The organism is Halosimplex yunnanense (assembly GCF_054504345.1).
The window spans coordinates 109,997-132,788 of record NZ_JBTJEL010000028.1 but is presented as its reverse complement, the minus strand read 5'-3'; the positions used below and the strand labels follow the sequence as shown (position 1 = coordinate 132,788).

Genomic DNA, 22,792 nt, shown 5'->3' with positions numbered 1-22,792 from the left:
CTGCCCCCGTTCTACGGTGCATCTACTCCCACCCGCTCACGTCCTCGCGCGTCGCCGTCTCGTGCTGGTCGAGGAACTCGCGGGCGATCACGTCCCCGCTCGAAGCCCCGATCCGCTCAGCCCCGGCGTCGAGCATCGCTTCCATGTCGGCCCACGATCCCACGCCGCCGGAGGCCTTGACGGGCATGTACTCCGCCAACAACTCTACGTCGGGCACCGTGGCCCCACCGTCAGAAAATCCGGTCGCCGTCTTCAGGTAGTCCGCGTCGGCTTCGAGCGCACACTCGGCGGCGCGGCGTTTCTCGGCCTCGTCGGCCAGAAGCGGCGTCTCGACGATGACCTTGACCGGGATCGGCACTGCCGCGACCACTTCCTCGATCTCCTCGGTCACGGTCTCGTGCTCGCCGGCTCTCAGCCGGCCGACGTTGATCACCATGTCGAGTTCGTCGGCGCCCTCGTCCCAGGCGTCGGTGGCCTCGGCGACCTTCGTGGCGATCGTGTGCTGGCCGTGGGGGAAGCCGATCACGGTCGACAGCGGCACCGACGGCGCGTAGCCGGCCGCGAGTTCGAGGTAACAGGGCGGGATGCACGCGCGCATCCCGTACTCGATGGCGGCGTCCAGCACCGCGATCACGTCGTCCGGCGTCGTCTCCGGCCCGAGGACCGTGTGCTCGATGCGGCCCGTCACCTCCGCCGCGTCCGTGTTCATGGCTCACCCCTCTCATCCCCGCGTAAAAGCCCGTTCGGATCGGCGGGGGATCGTTCGGCTGTCCCGCTCTCCGTCGGTCGCCCCTATCCAGCCTGAGGCAGGGCTGTATCGACCGGAACCCTTTCGGCGGTCCGCGTCCCGCCACAGGGTATGCAGTTCCTCCCGAGCGGGCTGGCGATCCCACCGCTGCCGTACGCGATCGTGTTGGTCGTGCTGACGGCGGCCTCGCTGGCCGGGCTCTACCTGCTCCGGCCGCCGGTCACGACGAAGCAGGTGATCGCCTTCGCGCCGTGGATGGTCGCCGGCGGTGCCTTCCACGCGCTCTACCAGGCGGAGCTGATCCCCCCCGTCGCCGACCCCTTCTTCGCCGCGCCGGCGGTGTACGTGACGACGTTCGTCCTCACAGCGGCGGTGTGGCTCCCGTCGATCATCCGCGCCCAGACCGTCGACGACGTCGGCCGGATCGCCCGCAACCTCGGCGTCGCTGGCGGGTTGCTCGTCCTCGGGCTGACGGTGTTTTCCTACACCTACGCGTTCGGTCGCATCGAGGCGAGCGTCTCGCTGGTCTGGCTGCCGCTGGGATTTCTCGGCGCCGCCCTGCTCACGGCGCCGTGTTACTACCTGTTCGCCATCTGGCGGACGGCGACGGTCGACCACGCGAGCTGGGGCGGCCCGCTGGTCGTCTTCGCCCACGCGCTCGACGGGCTCTCGACGGCCATCGGCGTCGACGTGATCGGCACCGGCGAGCGCACGCCGATCCCCCGGCACATCATGGACTTCGCCGAGACGCTGCCAACCTACCCGTATCTCGGCAAGGGCTGGCTGTTCGCCGTCGTCAAGCTCGGTATGGCGATGTTCATCGTCGCCATCGTCGCCGACATCGTCGACGAGAACCCGACAGAAGGGAACGTCATCCTCGCGTTCGTCGCCGCCGTCGGCATGGGGCCGGCCGCGAACAACCTCTTCCTGTTCCTGCTCGGCCCTGCGATCTGATCGATCGGTGATCAGTGACGGACCGTTCTCCCGCGCGGTCCGTGCCAGCCGAACCCCTTCCTTTCGCGTGGAACCGCCGTTCCATCACGCGATCCGTCCCGTTCCGACCGCTCGCGAAATGCACCCCTGTCGGACTCGTGAGCGATAGGGAGCGCTCAGTAGGCCCCGGGAGCGGTCGGTTTCGGTCACCTGAGACACGGGGTCGTCGCCGACAGCTCGCGACGCAACCCCCTTCTTTCGCGTGGAATCCGTTCACAATCCGGCGATCCGGTCGGCGCGAATCGCTCGTGAAACGCACCCCCGTTCGGCTGTCGAGCGCTCGGGAGTCCTCCGGACGGCTCCGGAGTCGCGGCCGGCGAACGAGTACCGTTTTGCCGCTGCCGGTCCCACGGGCGCGTATGGCGAAACAGCCGCATCTGCTGGTCGAACCGGGCGACGTCAACGACATCGCGCTGATCCCGGGCGACCCCGGACGCGTCGAGCGCATCGCGAACCACTGCGAGGACGTCGAGCAGGTCGCCGAGAACCGCGAGTACAAACTGGTCAACGCCACCTACGAGGGTCGGGACCTGACCATCTGCTCGACGGGGATCGGCTGTCCCTCGGCCACCATCGCGGTCGAGGAACTGGCGAACGTCGGCGTCGAGACGTTCGTCCGCGTCGGGACGATCGGCGCGCTCCAGTCCGACGTCGAGATCGGCGACATGATCGTCGCGACGGGCGCCGCCAAAGACGAGGGGACCACGAAGCGCTACGAGAACGTCGAATACCCCGCGGTCGCCGACTACGAGACGCTCTCCGCGCTCGTCGACAGCGCCGAAGCCAACGACGAGGACGTCCACGTCGGCCCGATCGCGACCGACGACGCGTTCTACGCGGAGACCGACGAGTACGTGAACGACTGGGAGCAGGCGGGGCTGCTCGCCGTCGAGATGGAGGCGGCGGCCGTGTTCACGCTCGCCCGCCGGAAGGGCCTGCGCGCCGGCGCCATCTGCACCGTCGACGGCAACCTCGTCGAGGGCACCCAGAAGGGCGAGACCGACGAGGAGGAACTCCCCGAGAAGGCGAAGAACAACGTCGAGCGGGCCATCGGTATCTCGCTGGACGCCGCGACGCAGCTCTAACGGTCGTCGGTAATACGGTTTCTCTGTAAGCAGAGTCGACCGTGTAACTGGCGTTCAGTATCGCGTGCGCATCTTGCAATGTATTACTGAATATTCGGTTAGTGGTAAAACCGCTATTAATTTCACCTGTACTGAACGTAGATGCTGGTCATGATGCGAGTGGACCGTCCGAGAGGCGAGACTGAACGCCTCGTCGAGGATGCGATGCGTGCCGCCGGTATCCCGGATCGGGGGATCGGCCGCGACGACCGCGGGCGGATTGAGGGCAGAAAGACGGCGATCTCGGCGACTGGAATCGTCCTTGCTGACATTGCGGCACTGCCCGAACGGAACGACAGTTGCTACGTCTGTATCGTTGTCGGTACAATTCGCGGTCACAGATCCCCTCCCTGCTCGGACGGCAGTCACCGAAGATAACCCAGAAAGTGAGATCGGCCCTACGCGGGAAAGCCGGAGATGATCTCACGGTTCTGTAGGGGTGGAGCTGACATACTATCCGCCGCTCCCTCGAGCTCTTTCAGGTACCGTCGTAGCGAAAACTGTCCGCGCGAAATGTACCCTCAGTACTGAGCAGACCCGATTCCGGGAGTCGAGCCGGGCACTAATTTCAGCCGTCTACTTGGCGAATCGTCCGTTCACTTCAGCCTGCTCGCTTATCAGTTGTTTCGTGGAGGCGGGTCGTGGAATAAAGTCGAATGACAGCGACCGCACTCACTGGGGACAGCAAGCGATGAAAGCCCTCGGCGCGCTCGCGGTCGCTGCGCGGGATAATCCGCGCTCTCCGCACCGCCCGCGCGGATAGTGCCCGCTCAGGCGACTGAATAAACGCGAGCGCACCTCGCCCTTTCAGTCCGCCAGGAGACGGCAACCGCACAGCACCGCAGACTGCCACACACCTCCCCAGCCGATTCGCTCGCCTTCGGCTCGCTCATCCCTCGCACGATGCTGGCGCGAGACGAGACTCGCGCCAGCGCGCGCCACGGTGGATTGCTACGTCCATCGCCTGTACTTACCGAATTAACGGTTCAGTTTCCGCTCCTCGAACTGAGAAGGAAATCGCGCTACTAGCTACTCACCCGTCGGGACCGCCACCGACGCCAACCGCGAGCGCGGCGCCGACGGCCGTGGGAACGCTCTTTTGTGCGGTGACGGGGATAGTAGCGACCATGCGCGGGCCGCTCAGGGACCGGCTGTACGGGACGGTCGCCAGGCTTCGCCGGCTCGAACGCCGCGAGGCGCGGGCGTTTCGCCGGTGGGTCGAGCGGACGCGGACGCTCGTCCACCTGTCGATCCTCGTGTTCGTCCCGCTACTCATCGCGCTGGTGACGGCGCTGTCGAACGTCGAGCCCCGGCTGTCGTTCCTCCTGTTTCCCCCGCTGGCGTCGGGGACCTACACGCTCTTCGCGAACCCCGAGGGGCGGTACGCCTCGCCGTCGCGGTTCGTCGTCGGGCTGACCGTCGGCGCGCTCTGCGGCTGGGCGGCGCTCGGGGTGACGACGACGCTCGGCGTCGCGGGTGGCGGCGCCAGCGCGTTCGCCGTCGGCGCCGCGGAAGCGGCCCTCGCGGTCTTCCTCGCGGGGGTGGCCACGTGGATGCTCGACGTCGAGGAGCCGTCCGCATATTCGACGGCGCTGCTCGGGCTGCTGGTCCGGCCGGGCGCCCAGTTCGAGTTCACGCTGAGCATCCTGCTCGCCAGCAGCATCGTCGCGCTCGTGTTCACGGTCTGGCGCGAGCGGTTCTACGAGCGCCGGGCGCAGTTCCTCTACGAGTCGACGCGGGGCGACGACCACGTCCTCGTGCCGATGCGGGGCGAGAACCCGGACGCGACCGCGATGCTCGGCGCCCGGCTCGCGGCCGCCCACGACGCCGGGAAAGTCGTCCTCCTCGACGTGGTCGACGACGCGACCGCCGCCAGCGCCGAGCGGGACGCGCTCGACGACAGCCGCCGGTTCGACGGCCGGCTCGCCAGCGACGGCGGCGAGGCGACCGAGGAACGCGACGAGGCGGGCGTCGAGCCCGACGGCGGCTCGGATTCCCCGTCCGAACGAGAGCCCGATCCGGCCGTCGTGGAGGCGGCGGACCGCCTCGAATCGCGCGCGGACAAGATCGAGCGGCGGGTGGGCGTGCCCTGTCAGGTGGTCATCGCCGTCGGCGGCCGGTCGCCCGCGGCGACGGTCCTGAAGACCGCCCACGAGGTCGACTGTGACCTTGTGGCGGCCGCCTACGAACAGCGCCACGGCGCGCTCTCGCCGTACCTCCACGACCTCTTCCGCGGCGACGTCGACGTGCTCGTCCACCGGTCGTCGGCCGGGCGGACCCACTGGAAGCGGGTGATGGTCCCCGTTCGACGCGCCAGCGACGTGGCCCACGGCATGATCGACTTCGCGATCCGGCTCGTCGGCCGAACCGGGCGCATCAGCGTCTGTTCGTGCGTTTCGGGTGAGCGGGAGCGCCGTCGCGCCGAGGAGATGCTCGCCGACCTCGTCGAGGCGTTCGACGGCGACTTCGAGACGCGCGTCGCGACCCAGTCGATCGAACGCTACCTCGCGGAGAACGCCGACCAGTTCGACCTCGTGTTCATGGGCGCGAGTACCGACCGCAGCGCCGCCTCGCGACTCATCTCGCCGCCGACGTTCGAGCGCATTCAGGATCTGGACACTGACGTGGTGATCGTCGACCGGTCGTAGCGACGGGAGTCCGGACGGACGAGCTGTGGCCCTCGCGATCCGAATCTGTGTTCAGTCGCCGTCCCGCGCCGCTCCGCTGTCGACGTCGAGGAGGCGCTCGGCCAGTCCCTCCACGTCGGCGTCGCCGAGTGCGGATTCGGCGAGGAGGTGGCCGCCGATGAGTGAGGGGCTGATGACGGCGTCAGCGCCGGCCCGGCGGAGCTTCTCCGTGTTCTCCCGGTCGGTGGCGGCGGCGACGATCCGCAGTTCGGGGTTCAGTTGCCGGGCGGTGAGGATCGCCAGCGCGTCCTGTGCGTCGTCGTTCGTCGCGGCGATGACGGCCCGAGCGTGTTCGATCCCGGCCTGTTGCTGTGGCTCCTCGTCGCTGGGGTCGCCGACGACGACGCGGAGGTCGCGGCTCCGGAGCGTCGTGGCCCGCTCGGCGTCGGGAGTGATCACGACGAACTGGGCGGCGTGGGAGAGTTCTTCCAGCAGCGGTTCGGTCAGGTCGCCGTAGCCCAGGACGACGACGTGGTCGTCCAGGAGCTCGATGTCGGATTCGTTCATGGTACCGAGTGCTTGCGAGAGGCGCGCCTCGATGGCGGGGCCGAGCAGCGACCCCAGCGCGACGGTGAAGCTGGCGACGCCGAGGACGACGACGGTCATGCCGAACAGCTTCGCCTGCGGGCTCCGCGGCGTCACGTCGCCGTAGCCGACGGTGCTTGCGGTGACGATGGTGTAGTAGAAGGCGTCGGTGAGCGTCGAGAGGCCGACGAACTCGTCGCGGAGCTGATAGGATCCGACGGTGCCGTAGACGAGCGTCCCCGTGAGCGCGGCGCCCGCGGCCAGCTGCGTCGTCGAGAGGTCAGTCTTGCGGTCGAACCGCCGGTAATTCACCAGTACCGTCGGAAGCGACAGCAGCGACAGGACGACCATCGGCAGCGAGAGCCGACTCGCCTGGACCAGCCCCTGAAGCGCGGTCATCGGGAGGAGGACGACGGTCGAGAACCACGCCGCCCGCAGTCGGTGGCGCATCCCCGTGGCGCTGACGAGCATGAGGAACCCGGTCAGCGCGCCGGTGAACCCCGCGGCGCGCTGGACTGAGGGGGGGATGTCGACGTACGCCGCCAGCGGCCCCTCGACGCTCGTGACGCTGATGTTCGCCACGCCCGTGGCGAACGACAGCACGGCGACGAGCATCGGCAGCCAGATCGCGGCGCGAGTTCCGACGACCACCGTCTGCGGGTGGCGCAGCGCCCGCCTCGGGTCCATAACCCTCCGGAGGACGGCGACCGGCTAAAATCCCCCCGACACTCGCTCGAACGTGTCGGAACGGTCACAGTCGGGCCGGACGCGCCGAATCGACGGCCGGCCCTGTCGCACCGGCGGAACGGATCCGCCGGTACACGTTTAAGAGTGGATTCCGTGACACCGTGCATGGCTGCGTTTCCGGTCGAACTGCTGTTCGGCATCTATCTCGGTATCCTGACGGGCGTCATCCCGGGGCTCGTCGCGTGGTCGCTGGGTTTTCTCTTCAAGTACTTCACCGGCGTCACCATCCCCGGGTTCGGTGTGGTCGTCCTCGCGGTCGCGCTCGCGGGCGTCAACGGCGGCCTGCTCGCACTGGCGGACCCGACGATCACCCAGAACGCCAACGCCGTCACGATCACGACGGCGATCATGGTCGTCCTGATGATCTCGCTGTACGCCCACAGCCGCGGCGACCAGATGGGGGCGACGTTTCCCAAGCGCCTCTCGCTGAAGCAACTGCGCGAGAAGACCCTCGCCGCGGACGTCCGCGGCGCGCTCGCCGGCCGCGACGAGGCGCGCATCCGCGTCGTCGGCGAGGTCGCCGACATGGAGGGCTACCCGCCGCTCGCCGACGACCTGCGGGCGGAGATCCGCGGCAGCGAGTGGACCTTCCCGGCCGACCTGCGGATCTCCGAACTCGAAGCGCGTCTCGCGGAGCGGCTCAAGACCGAGTACGACCTCGGCGACGCGGCGGTGACTGTCGACGAGCGCGGGCGGGCGTCGGTCGTCGCCGCACCGCCCTTCTCCGGCCTCTCGAAGCGCATCCCCGACGGCAAGCGGGCCGTGTCGGTGAACGCGCTCGTCCCGACCGGCGTCGCCCGCAACGACGAGGTGACGCTCATCACCCCCGACGCACAGGTCCGCGGGACGGTCGTCAGCGCGAAGACGCAGAAGGCGACCGCTTCCGCCGGTCCCGATCCGTCCGCCAGCGCACCCGCGGACGACGCGGACGGCGCGAGCGACGACGAGGAAGACCACGTTCCCCAGCCCGTCAGGGCGCCGACGACGACCGGCGGCGAGGGTCGGATCACCGTCGCGGTGACGCGGACCGACGCCGACCCGCTGCTGAAGGCCGACCGCGCCCGGGTCGTCGTCGAGTCCCGCGGCGTCCGCCGCGAGTACGAACTTGTCTCGCTGCTGCGGCGGGCCGGCCGGCGCTTCCAGCGAATCACGGTCGGTCCGGACGGCGCGCTCGACGGCGCGACCGTCGGCACGGCGAACGTCCGCGACACCTACGGCGTCGCCGTGATGGCCGTCCGCGGTGCGAGCGGCTGGGTGGTCGCGCCCCGGGGCGCGACCACGCTCTCGGCCGGCGACGAGGTGTTCGCCGTCGGGACGCGCGAGCAACTCGACGCGTTCCGGGAGGCGGTGGCGTGAGTGGGATCGACGCGGTGCTCGCCGATGGAGCGACTGTCGTCGCCCAGAGCGGGTCGATCACCGAACGGGCGCTCCTCGCCATGGCGCGCGTGCTCGGTTACTCCCTGATCGCTGCGGGCGTGGCGGCGGTCGTCGCCATCCTGTATCGCTGGTACGTCCGCGAGCGCGTTCCCGGCAGTCTCCCTGCCCTATTCGGACTCAGCGCGGTCGTGCCGCTCCTCGGCACCAACAAGTTGCTACAGAACGTCATCAACCCCACCACGGGCACCGACCCGTTCAACGAGGCGACGGCGCTGTTTAACATCGCCGCGTTCCTCGTCGCGCTGGGCGCGACGCGCGTCGGGACCGACATCGGCGACCACATCGGGACCGACGTGTCAGTCGCGACCGGCGAGCGCGCCGTCGAGGCGGAGGTTGGCCGCATCGTGCAGGCGGTCGGGCGCGTCATCACTATCGAACTCCCCGAGGAGATCGAGGACATCGTCGGCTACGACCCCGTGCCCGACGAGACCAAGGAGGATCTGGCCGGCACGACTTTCGTCTTCCCCCGCCGGCTGACCGTGGCGGAACTGCGCGACCGGCTCGTCACCCGCCTGAAGGCCGACTACGCCGTCGGCCACGTCGACGTGGAACTGGCCGACGACGGGACCGTCGAGTTCCTCGCGGTCGGCTCCCGCGCCGCCGGCATCGGCCCGACGCTCCCGCCCGAGACCTCTGCCGTCGCCGTGCAGGCCGACCCCGCCTTCGCCGCCAGCGCCGGCGACCTCGTCCAGGTCTGGAGCACCGACCCCTACGAGCGCGTGCTCACCGCCGAGGTCCGCGGGACCGTCGACGACGTGGTGACCCTCGCCGTCGACGCCGCCGACACACGGAGGCTCGACGCGGAGACGCGCTACAAGCTCGCGACGCTCCCCGTCGAGTCCCGGCCCGACCGGGAGTTCGCTTCGGTGCTCCGGGCGGCCGACGAGACGATGGCCGCCGTCACCGTCGCCGGGTCAAGCGCGCTGGCGGGCCAGCCCGTCGGCGCGCTCGACGTGACCGTCGTCGCCATTCGCCCCCGCGAGGGGCCGGTCGAACCGCTGCCCGGCCGCGACCGGATCCTGGCCGGCGACGACGCCCTCTATCTGGTCGCCGCGCCGGAGGCCATCCGCAAGGTCGAGCAGGCCGCGAGTCCCGCTACCGGCCCGGCGGCGGATTCGACGGTTCCCTCGGCGGAAGGCGGCGCTCGGGTCAGCCCGGACGAACGGGTCGACGCGACGACCCCCGTCGCGGGCGAGGGGGCCGACGGCTTGACGACCGAGGCCAGCGAACCGTCCCGCGAGCCGGACGAACCGTCCGGGGTCGACGACCTCTCCGACGCGGACGCGCCGGGCATTCAGGCGCTCGAAGACGAGGTCCCGGACGAGGCGGTCGAGGCCGAGAAACCGGCGGACGCCGAGCGGTCGAGAGACGCCGCGTCGCCGGGTGAGGCACCTGCGACCGACAGCGCCTCTGACGAGGTCTCGGTCGGGGACGACTCGCCGGACGAGGGAACGGTTACCGACAGTTCGGACGCGGAGTCGCCAGTCGAGGACGGGCCGGCAGCGGAGTCACCGGACGCGGGCGATTCGAGTGCGGCGTCACCGCTGGACGACATGCCGACTGAAGAATCACCGCTCGAAGACGATCCGCTGGAGGAGATGCCGGCCGAGGGTGAGTCGCCGGACGACGAACCGACTCGCGCGGATCTGGAGGACCTCGCTGGCGTCGACGTGGACGACCTGACGGGGACCGACGTGTCGGTCGAGGCGAACGGCGAACCCGACGAGTCGCCGGCGGAATCCACCGACGAGACGGACGGCCTCGACGGGCTCCCGGACGCCGACGAGAGCGAGTCGGTCGGCGAACCCGACGAGTCGAGTGATGGGACCGACGATAGTGCCGACGACGCTGACGACACCGACGACGGCGGCGATACGCCCGCGATCGACGACGAGAGAACCGACGACGATGACGGTAGCGGTTGGACCGTCGCCGTGGACGAACGCCGTGACGACTCCGACCGGTAGCGAACGGGTTCGGATATTCCCGGGCGGAAGCCCGGACGAGCGCGCCGAGTGCGGAACGCTCTTTGAGTATCGGTGTCCATCCACGGATATGCACTGGCGGCTCTTTGCCACGCTGGCCGAGACGGCCGGGGACACGGAGATCGAGGTGGACGCCGACGGCGCGACCGTCGGCGACGCCTTCGACGCGCTGCTCGACGCCCACCCCGAACTCGAAGCCGAGGTCCTCGACGAGGACGGCGACCTCTACGAGCACGTCCGCCTGCTCCACGAGGGCAAGAACCCCTTCGCCGAGGAAGACGGCTTCGAGACCGCAGTTTCCGAGGGGGACGAACTCGCGCTGTTCCCGCCCGTCAGCGGCGGATAAACGACGTTACTTCTCCCCCGGATCTCCGACAGCTGACTCCCGCTCGTCGGCGACGTGGAGGAGCACGAACCCGACGAGTCCCGACGCGAGCGCGGCCTGAAATCCCCATTTCGCCACGAGTTCGAGCACCGGAGTGATTGCATCCAGTCCGGTCGACCGTCCGACGGCGTCTGGACCGCCGAGCAACACGACGATCAACCAGCCGGCGAACGTGACGTGCGCCAGATCCCACCAGCGCCGCCAGCTACCGACTGCGCGGCGGAGCGGCGCGGCACTCATGGAGAAGTGTTTCCTGCACTATCATTTTGTCCTGCCGATGGCGGGCAGGATGGAACGCCGATCAGGCGTCGAGCATCTCCAACACGCGCAGGACGAGCTGGAGGATGTGGATGAACACGCCCATCACGGCGATGTAGATGCCGATGGCGCTGCGCAGGTCGCCGTACTTGCTCTCGCGGACTGCCCAGATCTCGTAGGTCAGGTCGACGATGAACCCGATCAGGAACAGCGCGCCCGCGACGAGCATCAGCATCGGGTTCACGAACACGCCGGCAGCCCCGACGACGAACCCGCCGCCGAAGCAGACCCACGAGTACATCTGCCAGCGCTCGAAGGAGTGGTCGGTCTTGAAGACGACGGCGGCAACCACCGCCGTGATGAGGCCGGTGATCACCGCCGTGATGCCGAGGGCGGTGACCCGTGTCGACATCCCGACTCGAAGGAGGATCGCCGACCCGAGCAGCGCGTATCCGAACTGCGACAGCGCCACGCCGACGCCGGCCAGTCCCATACTGCCCTTCTCGATGCCCGTGTTCGCCAGCCAGTAGCCGCCCCCGACGGTGACCATGAATACGGCGATGCCGATGAAGAAGTTCCGGAACAACGCCGCACCCAGCGGGGCGACCGGCGTGTAACTCAGCGCCAGCATCAACACGATGTTCAGCGCGACCAGTCCCGCCCCGATCCCCGCGATCCGCGAGACGCTCCGCGAGGCCGTCGACTCCACTCCCGGCGCGTCGTATTCGATCCCGCTCATGTTCGATACCTGATTGACGGTTCCGATACATGAACGTTACCGTTCATGACAGGGTGCAGACTGTCGGGCGCCACGATCGACTGTGAACCTGCGAACGGCAGAAAAGCGACATTCGGCGACTTCAGGCGTTGGCGACCTGCTGGAGCACGTCGGGGGCCTCGTCGAGCGCGTCGTCGAGGGCGTCGACGTCCGGACCGCCGCCCTGCGCGAAGTCCGGCGGGCCGCCGCCTCCGCCGCCGACCTTGCTCGCCAGTTCGCTGACGACTTCGCCGGCGTTGACGGCCGAGCCGTCGGGGACGGCGACGACGAAGGTTGCGCCGTCGTCACCCGAGCCGAGCACGGCGATCTTGCCCTCTTCGACGAGGGCGTTCGCGGTCGCGCGGAGCTCGTCCATGTCGCCGTCGAGGCGCTGGACGACGGCGGTCTCGTCGCCGACTTCGACTTCCTCGCCAGCGTCGCCGCCGGCCGAAGCGCGGACCTCGGCGAGTTCCTCCTTGAGCTGCTCGATGGTCTTGCCGCGCTCCTTCCACTCGGTGAAGAAGCGCTCGGCGGTCTCGGGCACTTCCTCGGGCGCCACGTCGAGGACGTCGGCGGCCTCGTAGAGGGCGTCCTCGGTGTCCTGAGTGGCCTGAACCGCCGCGTCGCCGGCGGCGAACTCGATGCGGATGACGCCGTCCTGAACGCGCTCGGTGCCGAGCACCTTGATCGTCCCGATGTCGCCGGTGCGGGCGACGTGGGTGCCTCCACAGGCCTGCACGTCGTCGGCGACGTGGATGAGGCGGATGTTCTCGCCGGCCGGGATACCGCCCTGGTAGAGGTCGAAGCCGTGTTCGTCCTCGGCCTCGTGGCGGTCGGGCCACTCCTGTTTCACCTGCACGTTCGACCGGACGATGTCGTTCGCGCGGTGTTCGATCTCCCGGACCTGCTCGCGGGAGACCGACTCGTAGTGGCTCACGTCGATGCGCGAGGACTCGACGCCCTTCTGGGCGCCGGCCTGGCGGACGTGCTCGCCGAGTACCTGCCGGGCGGCGTGGACGACGACGTGCGTCGCGGTATGGTGGGCCATCAGGCGCTGGCGGCGCGTGGCCTCGATCTGCCCGCGGACGAACTCGCCCTTACCGGGGTCCTCGTCGGCGGTGTGGAGGATGACGCCGTCGACGATCTGCACGTCCGAGACCTCGGCGGTCACGTCGTCGGTCGAGAGCGTCCCGTGGTCCGGCGGCTGGCCACCGCCCTCGGGGTAGAACATCGTCTGGTCGAGCACCACGTCGTAGGTGTCGTCGTCGCGCTCGAACACTTCCAGCACGACGGCCTCGAACTCCGTCCGCTGCTGGTTCTCGTAGTACAGCCGGTCGGTGTCGGGCAGTTCTTCGAGGCGGTCGGCGTAGGGCCGCTCCTCGTCCTCGTCGAAGGCCTGCCCGCTGCCGTGCCGGTCGGCGACGAGCGCGTAGAAGTCGTCCGGCGTCTCCACCGCGACGCCCTTCTCGGCGGCGATCTCCTCGACCATGTCCGGCTGGATACCGTGGGAGTCGTAGAGTTCGATGAGTTCGCGGACGGGGATGGGCTCGCCCTGTTCGGCGTAATCGTCGGCGAGTCGGCGGACGCGGCGGCCGCCCTGGTCGAGCGTCTCGCGGTACTTCTCGACCTCGGTGCGGACGATGTCGCGGATGGTGTCGCGGTTCTGGTAGCCCAGCCGGTCGGCCTGCATGTCGACGAGTTCGTCCAGCGGGGCGTCGACGCCGACGTTGTCCACGAGGCGCTTGGTCCGGCGCAGGACCATCCGGGCGAGATAGCCCGTGCCGACGTTGGAGGGGACGATGTTGTCGCCGAGCATGTACGCGAGCGTGCGGCAGTGGTCGGCGATGGCGTAGATGTCCTCCAGCGGTTCGAGCAGGTCGACGAGTTCGCTCGTGGAGACGTCGAGCTTGTCGGCGATGTTGTCCCGCGCGGACTCCATGTCCTCGGCCTCGTCGATGTCCATGTGGCCGGCCAGCGTGGCGGCGCGGTGGACGATCTCGGCCTCCCGCTCGGAGTAGTCGAGGCCGGCGTTGTCCTTCAGGAAGTCGATCATCTCGGGGTAGATGGCCTCGTAGACGGTGGGGGTGCCCTGGGACATCCACGTCCAGCGCTCGATGCCGTAGCCGGTGTCGATGACCCGGCGGTCCATCCGGCTGTACGTGTTGCCGTCCTTCATCTCGATGTCGCCGTCGGGGTCCTGCTCGAAGCACATGAAGACGAGCGTCGCGAGTTCGAGCCCGTTGTAGATGACTTCGAAGGCGGGGCCGGCGTTGCCGCCACCCACCCACGGGTCCTCGATGAGGGTCACGTCCTCGCGGGGGGCGCCGACCTCGGCGAGGAGATCCATGCAGTGCTCGACGCACTGGTCCTTCCAGTAGATCTCACCCTCGTAGGCGTAGTCGGTGCCCTCGTCGGCGTTGAACGCGTGGTGGCCGCCCATCTCGAAGGCCATCGTGTGGCGGCCGGTCTTGCCGACGTTGTCGATGTCCTGCATCCGGATGCACGGCTGGGAGACGACCAGCGGGTTCGCCGGCGGCGGCGACTCGCCGCTGGTGACGTGCGGCTGGAAGTCGTAGATAGACGCCTGGGTCAGGAGGACGTCGTCGCGCCAGCGGTTGGCGGCGACGGGATAGGGGTCGATGCGCTCGTGGTCCCGCGCCTCGAAGAAGGAGAGGAACTGCTCGCGCATCTCCTCCAGCGAGAGCTCCTCGTCGAAGCCGGGGTCGTCGATGAAGCCGTACTCCTCGCATGGCGGCTCGCCGCAGGTCGCCCGGTCCCCGTCGAGCGTCCAGAAGTGGGCCCCACACTCGGAACACTGCTTCCGGTGGAAGCCGTGCTCCTCGAAGTAGTCGAGTCGATACTCCTGTTCGAGGTCGCTCATTCGTTGCACTAGGTTGGCCCAGCGGCGCGTAAAACAGTTCCGAAGGTACGGCCCCGTATACACGGCACTCGGCGGCTCACGCGCGGCTGCCGCCGGCATCGTCAGTGGGAAAGCACATGTCCGTGTGGGATGACGAGCGACGTATGCGCCGCTTCGCCATCGCCGGGATCGTCCTCCTCTTTGCCATCGTCGGCGGTGCCACCGTCGCCCTGTCCGCGCTCACGTCCGAAGACCGCCCCGCGAACGCGACCGTCTCGACCTTCGAACCGCGTGTCGCCGTGGGCAACGAGTCCGCGGACGCCGTCGCCGGGTCGGGCGAGGTCGTCACCTGCAACGAGCAGGGGCCGATGCCGGGCAACGCCGGGCTGAGCGGGTCGCTCGTCCTCGAACGTCCTCTCGGCGACGACGGACCACCCGACGCGTCGTTCGGCGTCGATATCGCCGTCGGCGACGGCTCGCTCGCCGAAACGCACACCGTTCAGCTTTCGCCGGGCGACTCCGAACGGCTGACCCTCTTCACGGTCGTCGAACAGCCGTCGTCGCTGAACGGTGGCGACTCGGTGACGGTTCGAGCGACCGTCGCGACCGCAAACGGCACCGCCGAAACCGAAAACAGAACCGTCGCCACGGTGACCCGAACCGTCCGGGTCACCGAGCGGGACCGTCCCTGTGCGGACGAGCGCGGAAACTGAGTGTCGCCGCGGAACCTATTGTCGCGGGACCGCTCTCGCGCCCGTTAGCCGTCTCAGTTGTCTTGCCCGTTCCCGGCGCCCTCGTCGGGGCTGTCGTCGGAGTCACCGTTCTCGGACCCGTCGTCTCCGTCCTCGAACTCCGCTTCGAGTTCGGCCTCGGCGTCGCCCGATTGGACCTCGATTTCGAGTTCTTCGGCGTCGCTCGGCACGCTCACGACGTACTCGCCGTCGGCGTCGGTCGTGCCCGTCGGCCCGTCGTCGACGGCGACCGTCGCGTTCGCCAGCGCGCTGCCGTTCTCGGTCACACGCACGGTGACGTTCTCGCCGGCGGTGACGTTGCCCGCGAACGCCGCTTCGATAGCGCGCTCGTCCTCGTCGTCGCCGTCGCGCTCGTCATCGTCGTCGCGGTCGTCGACTCGCTCGATGGGCACGTCAGTCCCGGACTCGCCCACGACGGGCTTGAGGATGTACTTCCCGCTGTTGCCCGCCTCGTGGACGGTCACGTCGTAGACGAAGTCCACCTCGGAGCCGTTCTCGACGGTGAACTCGCTGTTGAGCTGGAGCTTGTCGCTCGGGAGCTTGACCCGCTGGTCGTCGCCGTTTTTCAGCGTCCCTTCGACCTCGCTCACTTCCATGTGGACCTTGTTGTACTCGCCCGCGGGCAGGTCGAACTGCTGGAGGAGCGTGGCATTGGCACCGCGCAACTGCGAGAGGTCGACCTCGGTCGCGTTCACGTCACGCGTGACCCAGCGACCGTCCTCGCTCTCCTCGTCGTCGTCCATCTCGTTCGCTTCCTCGCGCTCTTCGTCTGCATCAGTCTCGTTCGTGTCTGTCGCAGTCGCGTTCGCGGCCGTGGCGGTCGTGTTCCCGACCGTGGCGGTCGCGTTCGCGGCCGTCACCGTGGACTCGTTGCCCACCTCGGTCGACTCGTTGTCGGCGGCCTCGACGAGGTGGAACTGAACGCTCGTGATCGTGACGTTCAGGTGCGCGAAGTCGTCCATGTCGTTCGGCTCGTCGCTCACGTAGAAGTTGACCGCCCCCGAGTCGGCGTCCGCCGTGTCCGTACCGTCGGCTCCATCTCCGGCGGCGCCGTCGTCACCGTCGAGGGCGGTCGGCGTCCCCGTGCCGGGCGTCGCCGCACATCCGGCAGTGACGATCAGAAACGCCGTCGCGAGCGCGACGATGGCGCGTTTCATGCCCACACCTCGGGCCCTCGCGTTCGGCGTCCGCTCGTCGGTCCGCGCTCGGTTCGTGGTCGCTCTAGCTGTGACATCGTACTTCCCGGTACGACCCCGATACTCATATATAAGTGCGACTTCGAACCCGGATCAACACCGATCAACTCGAATTACAGATCGTACTGATAGCCGCAATCGGTCGCGTTTTCGCCACGAACGGGAAACACGCTGAGATAAACGAACGAAAGGCATTTATATCATGCTTACCGGCGACCGATCCGTCGGATGTCGACGACGAGTGGTCGGCGAATAGTTTGTAGCGGTGAACGGGCCGTGGTCGGCGAGCGGTCGGGCGGCAGGTCGGTTCGACCCGCGGATCGGGATCCGACACGCGTTTACCGGGCGCCCGCCGAGAGGCGGACATGCGCGTGACGTTTCTCGGGACGAGCGGTGCGGTCCCGACCACCCAGCGCAACACGAGCGCGCTGCTGGTCAACCGCGACGGCGACCGTCTCCTCTTCGACTGCGGCGAGGGCACCCAGCGCCAGATGATGCGTTTTTCCACCGGGTTCGACGTCGACCACATCTTCGTCACGCACCTCCACGGCGACCACGTCCTCGGCATCCCCGGCTTCCTCCAGACCCTCGATTTCAACGACCGCGAGGCCCCGCTCGCCATCCACGCCCCCAGCGGTACCCGCGGCCAGCTCGAGGATCTCGTCCACGCCGCCGGCACCGACCCAGCCTTCCCCGTCCGAATCCACCAGATCGACCCCGGCGAGGTCGTCCTCCACCGCTCGGAGTACGAGGTCCGCGCCGTCCGCACCGACCACCGCACCAACGCCGTCGGCTACGCTCTGGTCGAGGACGACCGCAAGGGCCGCTTCGACCGCGAGAAGGCCGAGGAGGAACTCGACATCCCGCCCGGTCCCGAGTACTCGAAGCTCCACCGCGGCGAACCCGTCGAACACGACGGCCGCACGGTCCAGCCCGAGGAAGTCGTCGGCCCGCCGCGACCGGGCCGGACGCTCGTCTACACCGGCGACACCCGGCCCACCGACGCCGTCGTCGCCGCCGCCGAGGACGCCGACCTGCTCGTCCACGACGCCACCTTCGCCAGCGACTGGGCCGACCGCGCCAAGGAGACCGCCCACTCGACCGCCCGCGAGGCCGCCGTCATCGCCGACCGCGCCGGCGCGAAACGGCTCGCCCTGACCCACATCTCCACGCGCTACGCCGGCGACCACACCCCGATCGAGCGCGAAGCCCGCGAGCACTTCGACGGCGAGGCGTGGGTCCCCGACGACGGCGAGGAGTTCGCCGTCCCGTTCCCCGACGAAGCCGACGACGAGTGATTCTCCGCGACCTCGGACGACGGATCTGCTGCGATGGCGCGCGCTGTCGAGCGTGCCCGCCGCTTGGCGGGCCGCTCGAAATAGCCGTGCGAGGGATGAGCGAGGCGACGGCGAGCGAATCGGCTGGGGAGGCTAGTGGCTGTCTGCGGTACTGTGGTGGTGCGGTTGCTGTCCCTGGCGGACTGAAAGGGCGAGGCGGGCTCGCGTTTATCTAGTCGTCTGAGCGGGCACTATCCGCGCGGGCAGTGCGGAGAGCGCGGATATCCCGCCTCAGCGACCGCGAGCGCGCCGAGGGCTTTCATCTCTCAACACATCCTGCGGTTGCGGTCACTACAACTGCTAGCGAGCGCGTCGAGGGCTGTCAACGCTCAGTAGTCCCTGCGGTCACTCTGACCTGATTTCCTCGCTCAACTCCGCGTTCAGAACCAACGGCGACGCTCGTCCCGGAAACGGCGCCGGTTCACCAGTCTTTGCAGTCGGGGCAGACGAGGTCGTCGTCCTGTCGCCAGCGGCGGTCGACCGTCTCGCCGCAGGCGTCGCAGACGCCGCCGTCGCCGCTCCACGTGTAGGTCGACACGGCCGGTTCGACTGCCGTCGCAGAAACTGGTGGCCCGTCGCTCTCGCTAGAGTCCTCTGAGGTGTCCGTCTCCGCGTCGCCACCACTGGTCTCCTCGGAGGAGGCGTCACCTTCGCTATCGCTCGCGTCGCTCGCGTCGTCGTCCACCGACGAGCCCACGGGGTCTCCGGACTCGGCAGCGGATGCTCCGGGTTCGTCGGCAGCGTCCGCGGACTCGTCGGGGGAACCGTCGGATTCGCCACCGCCCGCGAAGTCGTCGAGCGACCGATTTCCCATGGAATTCACTGGTCGGTCGCGCCTCTTATCGGTGACGGGACGCGCCGGAAAGCGACCGGCGGCAGAATACGGTCGCTACGACCGGGCGTCTTCGACGGCCTCGACGAACGCCGCGGCGGACTCGCGGACGCCGTCCCAGTCGTCGCTGGCGATGGCGTCGTAGTCGACGAGCGCGGACCCGGCGCCGACGGCGACCGCGCCGGCGTCGAAGTACTCGGCGACGTTGTCGGTCGAGACGCCGCCGGTGGGCATGATGGGGACGTCGCCCAGCGGGCCCTGCAGCGCGCCGATGTGGCCCGGGCCGACGGTCGAGGCGGGGAACATCTTCAGGATGTCCGCGCCGGCCTCCATCGCGTCGGCGGCTTCGGTGGGCGTCATGACGCCGGGGATGGCGACGACGCCCTCGCGGTTGCAGACGTCGATGACCTCCTCGTTGAGATTGGGGGCGAGGACGAACTCCGCGCCGGCCTCGATGACGTTGCGCGCGGCCGCGGCGTCCATCACCGTCCCCGCGCCGATGACCGCGTCGGTGCCCTCCAGCGCGCGGTCCACGTCGGCTATCATCTCGCTGCAGCGCTTTGCGTCGGCCGTGATCTCGATGGCCGTGACGCCGCCCTCGTGGACGGCCTCGGCGACCGTGACGATGTCGTCCTCGTCGATGCCGCGGAGGACTGCGGTCACGCCGCTGTCGATGATCCGGTCCAGAGTCTCGCCTTTCTTCGTCATGTCCCTCCGTCCGAGCGGGGGCCCCTAAAGGGTATCCAGTCGCGCTCACTCCTCGCCACTGTCGCCCGGTTCGTACGGATGGGCGATGTCCGATTTCGGCGCGCCCGTCCCGAGCACCCGCACCGACCCCTCGGCGCCTTCGGGATTGTACGCTCGATGGGGGCTCTCGGGTTCGGCGACGAACACCTCGCCCTCCTCGACGACGTACTCCTCGTCGGGCGTCTCGACGTGCAGTGTCCCCGAAATCACGTAGAACGCTTCCTCGCGGCGGTCGTGGTAGTGGTACACCCGCGGCAGTTGCTCGCCGGGTTCCATCTCGTAGGTCGCGAGGTGGAGCGCGGCCAGTTCCGTCGCGTCTGAGACGCCGCGGCGGTCGCAGGGGTAGTCGGGCGTCGCCGATAGGTCGTCGGGGTCGACGTGGTGGTAGGCCATGCCCGTCGATGGGGCGCGAGCGCTGATAAAATCCGGCGAGTTTCGCGGCGACCGCGGGGCTACCCCATCACTTCGAGGATGAGCGCGACGGTGCCCAGCGAGGCGAGCGTGGTGGCGAAGACGTTGAGCGAGGCGAGTTGGGAGTCACCGCCGAGTTCCGTCGAGTAGACGTACGTCGAGACCGCCGAGGGCATCCCGAGCATGACGACGACGGCCGCGGCGGCGGTCGCGTCGACGGAGAGCAGCGTGAAGACGACCCACGCGACGGCGGGCATCAGCCCGATCTTCATCGCGACGACCGAGCCGGTCAGCCCGTAGTCCACGTCGGCATCGACCACCTGGAGCGAGGCGCCGACGCACAGCAGTGCGATGGGCAGCGCGAGTTCGGAGACCCAGCTGAGGCCGGTCGCGACGGTGCCCGGCGCGCCCAGTCCGGCGGTCGAGACGGAGAGTCCCGCCACGAGCGCGATGAGGACGGGGTTGGTCGCGACGCCGCGCAGTTCCGTCGCGATGTCGGCGTCCGCGTCGTTGATGGCGATGAGCGAGCAGACGGTCAGCGGCGTCTGGACGAGGATGCCGACGCCGAGGACGACGGCGGCGGTCCCGCTGGCGGCGTCGCCGAGCGTCGCCTTGACCAGCGGTAGGCCGAGGAACCCGAGATTCGAGTGGTACGACTGGACCAGGGCGACACTCCGGCGGGCGCCGGACGGCCGGCGCCGGTGGACCAGCCACGCGAGCCCGATGATCGTCGCGAACACGACGAGCACGCCCGCGACCAGCGCCGGCGAGACGAGTTCGCCCAGCGCCCGATCGTAGGTCGAGGAGAACACGAGCGCCGGGAGCGCGACGTAGAACGCGGCGTCGTTGAGCCAGCCCGTCCGCCGCTCGGTCAGGACGCCGACCCGGCGAGCGCCGACGCCGACGCCGAGCAGCGCGAGCAGGTACCCCAGCCGCACGAACACCTCCATACCCTGTCCGAACCGATCTGTCCCTTTGAGCGTTCGGATTCGGGCGGACTTCGCCGGCAGCGGCGCTGTGGCGTGCGGTATCGATCCGCACGTTCACCGCAGCTCGCCTACCCCGCTGCCCGTTACCGCAGCGAGCCCATTCCGTTGCCCGTCACCGCAGCGCGTCTTTCCGTTCTTCTTCGGAGAGAGCGACCTCGCCAGCGATGTGGCGGCTACAGCGCTCGCACTCGTAGGAGACGCCGCCGCTGTCGTAGGTCCGGATCGCTGACCCGAACAGGAAGAAGGCGTCCTTCTGCCGGCGGGCGACGACGGCGTCGGCGTTCTCGCCGCAGTGCGGGCACCAGTCCTTGTCGGGGGCCGGCTCCTGCCAGGTGATCCGGTGGCGGCCGAAGGTGGCCTCGCCGTGGGCCTCGTCTTTCGACGTCTCGATCACGGCCTCGGGAGGGATCGGGTCCGAGTCGACTGCGTTGTCGAAGCCGCTCTCGGCGGCGGTCGTGACCGAGACGTACGGGCCGACGCTGACGCGGTTGTCCCGGCCGACGAAGTAGACGGTCGCGTCGACGTCACGGCCCTCGATCCGCACTTCGTTGTCCCAGCCGACGACGTAGACGGTGAGGTCGTGTTTCCCCTCGCCGACCTCGACGGTGTTCTTCGCGCCGCGGACGGCGACACCGTCTCGCGGGTCGCGGGCGTCGCGCGAGTGGTTCCACCCCGTGACGGTCACGTCGTAGCCGTCCGGCGAGTCGGTCGGCGTCCCAGCGCCGTCGTGGAAGACCTGCTCGGCGCCCGCCGGGTTGAGCGCGTCGGCGGCCCCCGCGGCCACGAACACGTCGTCGACGTCGCTGACGACCACGTCGCCGGCCACGTCCTCGACGTAGCCGTCTTCGAGGTCGCCCGTCACCTCGGTCGCCACTGCCGGTGTGTCCGGGCTTGCGCCGCCACTCGGGGCCGGTACGTCCGTGAAGACGTACTCCGCATCGGCGAGCCGAAGCGTGCCGTCGACCGACTCGGGGCCGACGAAGACGTCTTCGGCCCCCCGGAGGGCGACCGGCGGGTCGTGACTGCCGGCGAGTCGCACGTCGCCGGCGTAGCGTTCCGTGTCCGCGTCGAACGTGTCGCTCATTCGATCGTAGCCTCGTTAGCCCACTCCTACCGTCGGTCGTCACTTGAAGGGCCGCCATGCCGACCGGAGACCGCCGCGGGGTCCGGGTCGCCCGCGACGCCCGGCCGACTGGGCCGCCGACATCCCGAGCGGGCCGCCGCCGTCCCGAGATCGCGCGAGCCCGATATCGTCACGACGCGATAACATAAAGATACTTACCGGATGCCCGATGCGATACAGGGTATGAAGCGTAGACGCTTCCTTCGTGGAGGTACCGGCCTGCTGGCCGGTGCCGGCCTGGCGGGCTGTCTCGGCGGGAACAACTCGCCCCCGCCGCGGAAGTCGAGAGTGTTCGACGACGTGAATGTGCAGGGGACGACGCTGGCGATCCAGCTGGTCTCCGACGTCGAGGTCGAGTCGCGACTGGAGAACCAGGGCGACCTCGGCGCCGGCGTCGCCGGGCTCGCACCCGTCGGCGTCGCCAGCGCGGCCAAAGGCGCCAGCGGGCGCGCCTCCGGGGGCTACTCCTCGGCGCCGAGGCACTCCCGCCACCGCACCTGGGCCGTCTGGCACGGCGGGAGCTACACCGACGACTGGCGCGACGACCACGACGACGAACTGCGGATGTACGACGCCGTCGTCGCGACGCTGGCGGTCTCCTATCTCGGCAGCGAGCAGAGCTACGAGAACGACGCTCCCGGCCCCGGCCCGGGCGACGTCTCGTGGGACGAGACCTGGGATCAGCCCGAGGAGGGGACCGAACTGACGGCCGACCTCACCGCGGTGTCACCGGGCGACGGCGTCCGCGAGGGCTGGTACCGGATCGGCACCGAGCTCGTCTCGGAGGACGGCTCGATGGACTTCGGCTGGCAGGCCGTCGACATGGAGATCGACGCCAACGGCGACAGGGTACAGACGGGCGAGACCTGGTACGTCAAACCGAGAGTGTGAGCGTCTGA

Annotated in this window: 21 protein-coding genes; 10 read left to right on the top strand and 11 right to left on the bottom strand. The window is 69.0% G+C overall.

From position 1 onward, the window contains the following. Positions 1-22: 22 nt before the first annotated feature. Positions 23-709 carry a deoxyribose-phosphate aldolase gene (gene deoC, locus AB2U09_RS03325; protein ID WP_459191269.1) on the bottom strand — a complete coding sequence of 229 codons (687 nt, stop codon included), beginning with the start codon at positions 707-709 and terminating at the stop codon, positions 23-25. Between the two features lie 150 nt (positions 710-859). On the opposite strand from deoC, the gene AB2U09_RS03320 reads away from it, so the two are divergent. The 4 genes from AB2U09_RS03320 (at position 860) to AB2U09_RS03305 (ending at position 5,513) form a co-directional block, all read left to right on the top strand. Continuing rightward, entirely contained in the window at positions 860-1,702 is an 843-nt protein-coding gene (locus AB2U09_RS03320; RefSeq protein ID WP_459191268.1) for a DUF63 family protein, read from the top strand. Positions 1,703-2,100: 398 nt separating this feature from the next. Next, positions 2,101-2,826, top strand: coding sequence for a guanosine phosphorylase (locus AB2U09_RS03315; protein WP_459191267.1), 726 nt, complete (start codon positions 2,101-2,103; stop codon positions 2,824-2,826). Positions 2,827-2,967: 141 nt separating this feature from the next. After that, positions 2,968-3,243 carry a hypothetical protein gene (locus tag AB2U09_RS03310; RefSeq protein WP_459191266.1) on the top strand — a complete coding sequence of 92 codons (276 nt, stop codon included), beginning with the start codon at positions 2,968-2,970 and terminating at the stop codon, positions 3,241-3,243. Positions 3,244-3,992: 749 nt separating this feature from the next. Continuing rightward, positions 3,993-5,513, top strand: coding sequence for an HPP family protein (locus AB2U09_RS03305; protein WP_459191265.1), 1,521 nt, complete (start codon positions 3,993-3,995; stop codon positions 5,511-5,513). 51 nt (positions 5,514-5,564) lie between these two features. Here AB2U09_RS03305 and AB2U09_RS03300 read toward each other — a convergent pair whose 3' ends face one another. Continuing rightward, positions 5,565-6,764, bottom strand: coding sequence for an NAD-binding protein (locus AB2U09_RS03300; RefSeq protein WP_459191264.1), 1,200 nt, complete (start codon positions 6,762-6,764; stop codon positions 5,565-5,567). Positions 6,765-6,929: 165 nt separating this feature from the next. Here AB2U09_RS03300 and AB2U09_RS03295 point away from each other — a divergent pair, with 165 nt between their 5' ends. The 3 genes from AB2U09_RS03295 (at position 6,930) to AB2U09_RS03285 (ending at position 10,592) form a co-directional block, all read left to right on the top strand. After that, positions 6,930-8,180 carry a potassium channel family protein gene (locus tag AB2U09_RS03295; RefSeq protein ID WP_459191263.1) on the top strand — a complete coding sequence of 417 codons (1,251 nt, stop codon included), beginning with the start codon at positions 6,930-6,932 and terminating at the stop codon, positions 8,178-8,180. Continuing rightward, positions 8,177-10,228 carry a TrkA C-terminal domain-containing protein gene (locus AB2U09_RS03290; protein WP_459191262.1) on the top strand — a complete coding sequence of 684 codons (2,052 nt, stop codon included), beginning with the start codon at positions 8,177-8,179 and terminating at the stop codon, positions 10,226-10,228. The genes AB2U09_RS03295 and AB2U09_RS03290 overlap by 4 nt, the downstream gene beginning before the upstream one ends. A gap of 88 nt (positions 10,229-10,316) precedes the next feature. Continuing rightward, entirely contained in the window at positions 10,317-10,592 is a 276-nt protein-coding gene (locus AB2U09_RS03285) for a ubiquitin-like small modifier protein 1 (RefSeq protein ID WP_459191261.1), read from the top strand. 6 nt (positions 10,593-10,598) lie between these two features. On the opposite strand, the gene AB2U09_RS03280 is transcribed toward AB2U09_RS03285, so the two are convergent. From AB2U09_RS03280 to alaS, 3 genes are all read right to left on the bottom strand, one after another. Next, positions 10,599-10,871, bottom strand: coding sequence for a hypothetical protein (locus AB2U09_RS03280; protein WP_459191260.1), 273 nt, complete (start codon positions 10,869-10,871; stop codon positions 10,599-10,601). Between the two features lie 61 nt (positions 10,872-10,932). Further along, entirely contained in the window at positions 10,933-11,628 is a 696-nt protein-coding gene (locus AB2U09_RS03275; RefSeq protein WP_459191259.1) for a hypothetical protein, read from the bottom strand. Positions 11,629-11,749: 121 nt separating this feature from the next. Next, positions 11,750-14,527: an alanine--tRNA ligase gene (gene alaS, locus AB2U09_RS03270; protein ID WP_459191258.1), complete on the bottom strand. Its 2,778-nt coding sequence runs from the start codon at positions 14,525-14,527 to the stop codon at positions 11,750-11,752. 143 nt (positions 14,528-14,670) lie between these two features. Here alaS and AB2U09_RS03265 point away from each other — a divergent pair, with 143 nt between their 5' ends. Then, positions 14,671-15,219 carry a hypothetical protein gene (locus AB2U09_RS03265; RefSeq protein ID WP_459191257.1) on the top strand — a complete coding sequence of 183 codons (549 nt, stop codon included), beginning with the start codon at positions 14,671-14,673 and terminating at the stop codon, positions 15,217-15,219. A gap of 53 nt (positions 15,220-15,272) precedes the next feature. On the opposite strand, the gene AB2U09_RS03260 is transcribed toward AB2U09_RS03265, so the two are convergent. Continuing rightward, positions 15,273-16,415: a DUF4382 domain-containing protein gene (locus AB2U09_RS03260; RefSeq protein WP_459191256.1), complete on the bottom strand. Its 1,143-nt coding sequence runs from the start codon at positions 16,413-16,415 to the stop codon at positions 15,273-15,275. A gap of 404 nt (positions 16,416-16,819) precedes the next feature. Here AB2U09_RS03260 and rnz point away from each other — a divergent pair, with 404 nt between their 5' ends. Further along, a complete protein-coding gene (gene rnz, locus AB2U09_RS03255; protein WP_459191255.1) occupies positions 16,820-17,752 on the top strand; it encodes a ribonuclease Z in 933 nt (310 codons plus the stop codon). A gap of 460 nt (positions 17,753-18,212) precedes the next feature. On the opposite strand, the gene AB2U09_RS03250 is transcribed toward rnz, so the two are convergent. The 5 genes from AB2U09_RS03250 to AB2U09_RS03230 form a co-directional block, all read right to left on the bottom strand. Beyond that, positions 18,213-18,605, bottom strand: a complete 393-nt coding sequence (locus tag AB2U09_RS03250; RefSeq protein ID WP_459191254.1) for a DUF7573 domain-containing protein — start codon at positions 18,603-18,605, stop codon at positions 18,213-18,215. 75 nt (positions 18,606-18,680) lie between these two features. Beyond that, positions 18,681-19,331: a bifunctional 4-hydroxy-2-oxoglutarate aldolase/2-dehydro-3-deoxy-phosphogluconate aldolase gene (locus AB2U09_RS03245; RefSeq protein WP_459191253.1), complete on the bottom strand. Its 651-nt coding sequence runs from the start codon at positions 19,329-19,331 to the stop codon at positions 18,681-18,683. Positions 19,332-19,376: 45 nt separating this feature from the next. Next, a complete protein-coding gene (locus AB2U09_RS03240; protein WP_459191252.1) occupies positions 19,377-19,763 on the bottom strand; it encodes a cupin domain-containing protein in 387 nt (128 codons plus the stop codon). A 59-nt stretch (positions 19,764-19,822) separates the two neighbouring features. Continuing rightward, positions 19,823-20,731, bottom strand: a complete 909-nt coding sequence (locus AB2U09_RS03235) for an AEC family transporter (RefSeq protein WP_459191251.1) — start codon at positions 20,729-20,731, stop codon at positions 19,823-19,825. 151 nt (positions 20,732-20,882) lie between these two features. Continuing rightward, entirely contained in the window at positions 20,883-21,854 is a 972-nt protein-coding gene (locus AB2U09_RS03230; protein WP_459191250.1) for a DUF8108 domain-containing protein, read from the bottom strand. Positions 21,855-22,076: 222 nt separating this feature from the next. Between AB2U09_RS03230 and AB2U09_RS03225 the strand changes: the two genes are divergently transcribed. Continuing rightward, complete coding sequence (locus AB2U09_RS03225; protein WP_459191249.1) at positions 22,077-22,784, top strand: hypothetical protein; 708 nt, start codon at positions 22,077-22,079, stop codon at positions 22,782-22,784. Positions 22,785-22,792 lie beyond the last annotated feature (8 nt).

Excerpts from the sequence above, each read along its gene's own strand:
- AB2U09_RS03305 (WP_459191265.1), top strand. The coding sequence starts at position 3,993 with ATGCGCGGGCCGCTCAGGGACCGGCTGTACGGGACGGTCGCCAGGCTT.
- AB2U09_RS03260 (WP_459191256.1), bottom strand. The coding sequence starts at position 16,415 with ATGAAACGCGCCATCGTCGCGCTCGCGACGGCGTTTCTGATCGTCACT.
- AB2U09_RS03285 (WP_459191261.1), top strand. The coding sequence starts at position 10,317 with ATGCACTGGCGGCTCTTTGCCACGCTGGCCGAGACGGCCGGGGACACG.
- AB2U09_RS03310 (WP_459191266.1), top strand. The coding sequence starts at position 2,968 with ATGCTGGTCATGATGCGAGTGGACCGTCCGAGAGGCGAGACTGAACGC.
- AB2U09_RS03225 (WP_459191249.1), top strand. The coding sequence starts at position 22,077 with ATGAAGCGTAGACGCTTCCTTCGTGGAGGTACCGGCCTGCTGGCCGGT.
- AB2U09_RS03295 (WP_459191263.1), top strand. The coding sequence starts at position 6,930 with ATGGCTGCGTTTCCGGTCGAACTGCTGTTCGGCATCTATCTCGGTATC.
- AB2U09_RS03265 (WP_459191257.1), top strand. The coding sequence starts at position 14,671 with ATGCGCCGCTTCGCCATCGCCGGGATCGTCCTCCTCTTTGCCATCGTC.
- AB2U09_RS03280 (WP_459191260.1), bottom strand. The coding sequence starts at position 10,871 with ATGAGTGCCGCGCCGCTCCGCCGCGCAGTCGGTAGCTGGCGGCGCTGG.
- AB2U09_RS03245 (WP_459191253.1), bottom strand. The coding sequence starts at position 19,331 with ATGACGAAGAAAGGCGAGACTCTGGACCGGATCATCGACAGCGGCGTG.
- AB2U09_RS03300 (WP_459191264.1), bottom strand. The coding sequence starts at position 6,764 with ATGGACCCGAGGCGGGCGCTGCGCCACCCGCAGACGGTGGTCGTCGGA.
- AB2U09_RS03275 (WP_459191259.1), bottom strand. The coding sequence starts at position 11,628 with ATGAGCGGGATCGAATACGACGCGCCGGGAGTGGAGTCGACGGCCTCG.
- alaS (WP_459191258.1), bottom strand. The coding sequence starts at position 14,527 with ATGAGCGACCTCGAACAGGAGTATCGACTCGACTACTTCGAGGAGCAC.
- AB2U09_RS03230 (WP_459191250.1), bottom strand. The coding sequence starts at position 21,854 with ATGAGCGACACGTTCGACGCGGACACGGAACGCTACGCCGGCGACGTG.
- AB2U09_RS03250 (WP_459191254.1), bottom strand. The coding sequence starts at position 18,605 with ATGGGAAATCGGTCGCTCGACGACTTCGCGGGCGGTGGCGAATCCGAC.
- AB2U09_RS03240 (WP_459191252.1), bottom strand. The coding sequence starts at position 19,763 with ATGGCCTACCACCACGTCGACCCCGACGACCTATCGGCGACGCCCGAC.
- rnz (WP_459191255.1), top strand. The coding sequence starts at position 16,820 with ATGCGCGTGACGTTTCTCGGGACGAGCGGTGCGGTCCCGACCACCCAG.
- deoC (WP_459191269.1), bottom strand. The coding sequence starts at position 709 with ATGAACACGGACGCGGCGGAGGTGACGGGCCGCATCGAGCACACGGTC.
- AB2U09_RS03315 (WP_459191267.1), top strand. The coding sequence starts at position 2,101 with ATGGCGAAACAGCCGCATCTGCTGGTCGAACCGGGCGACGTCAACGAC.
- AB2U09_RS03235 (WP_459191251.1), bottom strand. The coding sequence starts at position 20,731 with ATGGAGGTGTTCGTGCGGCTGGGGTACCTGCTCGCGCTGCTCGGCGTC.
- AB2U09_RS03320 (WP_459191268.1), top strand. The coding sequence starts at position 860 with ATGCAGTTCCTCCCGAGCGGGCTGGCGATCCCACCGCTGCCGTACGCG.